Here is a 2,322-nt window from a genome sequence, read left to right as displayed (position 1 = left end):
TGCGGTAGTAGCCGTGGTTGTCTCCGTCGGGATTGTCGACATGGAAGACGAGAAGGTCCTGCTTGCCGGTGCCGTTGATGTCCCCCAGCGCCACTCCGGCGCCTTGGTCCTCCCCGCCGAACCAGCCCGGGACCGCCTTGACGTCCGTCCACCCGCCAGCCACCGTGGCGTCGCTCTGGATGTTCCACCCGATGCGGTAGTAGCCGTGGTTCTCTCCGCCGGGATTGTCGATGTGGAAGACCAGCACATCCGAGTCACCCGTACCCCGGATGTTCCCGAGGGCGACTCCGGCACCCTGGTCCTCCCAGCCGAACCAGCCGGGAACGGACATGACATTGCTCCAATTCGGCATCCCACTCACCTGCTTCTCGCCGAAAAACCCTGTTACTCCAAGGCTCCGCACGGACTCCCCCTTCCCGCAACTCGGCTGCCCCGTAAGTGAAACGGCAACAAAAGAGGTGCCCTGTAACCACCGCGCCCTGTCCCTACCGCTATTAGTTTTCTCGTCAAATTCAGCCGCCTCACCCCCGTACCCCCTTGTGTCGAGGTGGGCGGCAGCCGCACCGCCTACCACGGGGAAGGACACTCGCGAAAAAAGTCGCGGCCCGCTGTCGATCCGGCCCCCTCCCGATCGACGTCCTGATGTGCGGCGGGCCCCGCCGCGCGAGGACGTGACGGAACCCGAGGGGAACAGGCACGTGGATCAACTGCTGAGAGTCATGAACTTCACCGTCTCCAGTGACGGCGTCGCCGCCGGTGCGGACCAGAGCCTGGAGCGGCCGTTCGGCCATGTGCGCCCGGAGCGGCTGTTCGCCTGGGCCGGAGCCACGGCGAGCTGGCCGATGCGCACGGACCCCGGCGGCAGCCGGGGCTTGGACGACTACTTCACCCGGGACTTCTCCCGCAACATCGGCGCCGAGATCATGGGCCGCAACAAGTTCGGCCCCCAGCGCGGCCCCTGGCAGAACCACGAGTGGCGCGGCTGGTGGGGAGAGGAGCCCCCCTTCCACACGCCGGTGTTCGTCATGACCCACCACCCGCGCCCGTCGTTCACGCTCTCCGACACCACCTTCCACTTCACCGGCGGCGACCCGGCCACCGTCCTCGAACAGGCCCGCGAGGCGGCCCGCGGCAAGGACGTCAGGCTCGGCGGCGGCGTCACCACCATCCGGCAGTTCCTGGACGCCGACCTCGTCGACACCCTGCACGTGGCGGTCTCGCCGGTAGCGCTCGGATCCGGACTACGGCTGTGGCGGTCCCCGCAGGACCTGCTCGACCGGTTCCACCTGGACACCGTCCCCAGCCCGAGCGGCATGACCCACCACCTGTTCTGGCGCAGGTGACGCGGGCCCGCCGAACCGGTCCGCCACGACCAGGCAGCCGCCACCCCGGCACATGCCGGGCCGCCAGGAGGGACCAGGCGCGGCGGCTGGGACGACGGGGTCCTCGTCCGCCGCACCTCGCCCCCGCCGCCTCTTCAGGTGAGGTAGCCGGCGACCAGGGCGGCGAACTCGTCCGGGCCGGCCAGGCGGACACCGAGCCCTTCGGCCTTGGCCCGCTTGGACCCCGCCCCGTCCCCGGCGACCACCAGGGAGGTCTTCTTGGAGACGCTGGAGGAGGCACGGCCCCCCGCGCGTTCGACGAGTTCGTTCATCTGGTTGCGGCTGAGCCTCTCCAGCGGACCGGTCATCGCCCCGGTGACCACCACGGTCATCCCCGCCAACGGCCCGCCCGCACCCCCCTCGCCCCCCACGGCGGAGGCGCCGCGGGGGAGGGGCACGGTGGCGCCGGGCTCGCTCATGTTCACCCCGGCCGCGGCGAGCCTGTCGACCAGCGGGCCGAGTGAGGCGAGTTCGGCGACGATCGAGGGAGCCTTCTCGGTCCCGATGCCCTCCACCTGCCGTACCGCCTCCACGTCCGCGGCCCGCAGAGCGTCCATGGTGGCGAAGTGCCGCGCGATACGACGGGACATGGAGCGCCCGGTACCGCGGATCCCCAGCGCGCACAGCACCCGCGACAGCGGCTGCTCCTTGGCCGCGGCGATGGCGGCCAGCAGGTTGTCCGTACTGGTCGCCCCCATCCGCTCCAGCCCCAGCAACTGCTCACGCTCCAGCGTGAACAGGTCGGCGAGATCCGCGACGAGCCCGGCGTCGACGAGCTGGACGACCCGGGTCTGGCCCAGCCCCTCGATGTCACCCGCATCATCGTGGCGAGCCGCTGGTACCCGTCCTCGAAGACCTGTTCCGGGTGCGGCGCGGTGAAAGCCAAGCTGCCGCTGCACGTTCGGACCTACCAGTGCGACCTCTGCGGCCTGGTCATCGA

At 70.2% G+C, this 2,322-nt stretch carries 3 protein-coding genes and 1 pseudogene; 2 read left to right on the top strand and 2 right to left on the bottom strand.

Going from position 1 to position 2,322, the window contains the following annotated elements; genetic code table 11:
- Positions 1–331: hypothetical protein (locus ABZ659_RS32595; protein ID WP_360227440.1), on the bottom strand; the 331-nt coding region annotated here is incomplete at its 3' end.
- A gap of 367 nt (positions 332–698) precedes the next feature.
- Between ABZ659_RS32595 and ABZ659_RS32590 the strand changes: the two genes are divergently transcribed.
- On the top strand, positions 699–1,343 hold the full coding sequence (locus ABZ659_RS32590; RefSeq protein ID WP_360227437.1) for a dihydrofolate reductase family protein: 645 nt from the start codon (positions 699–701) through the stop codon (positions 1,341–1,343).
- Between the two features lie 134 nt (positions 1,344–1,477).
- Here ABZ659_RS32590 and ABZ659_RS32585 read toward each other — a convergent pair.
- Positions 1,478–2,194: pseudogene (locus ABZ659_RS32585) on the bottom strand (helix-hairpin-helix domain-containing protein); the annotation flags it as partial.
- A gap of 12 nt (positions 2,195–2,206) precedes the next feature.
- On the opposite strand from ABZ659_RS32585, the gene ABZ659_RS32580 reads away from it, so the two are divergent.
- On the top strand, positions 2,207–2,322 hold a 116-nt coding region (locus tag ABZ659_RS32580; RefSeq protein ID WP_360227518.1), incomplete at its 3' end, for a zinc ribbon domain-containing protein.

This window comes from Streptomyces sp. NPDC006997, from assembly GCF_040635175.1.
In the GTDB taxonomy this organism is placed as follows: Bacteria; Actinomycetota; Actinomycetes; order Streptomycetales; family Streptomycetaceae; genus Streptomyces.
This window is presented reverse-complemented; position numbering and strand designations above follow the sequence as displayed.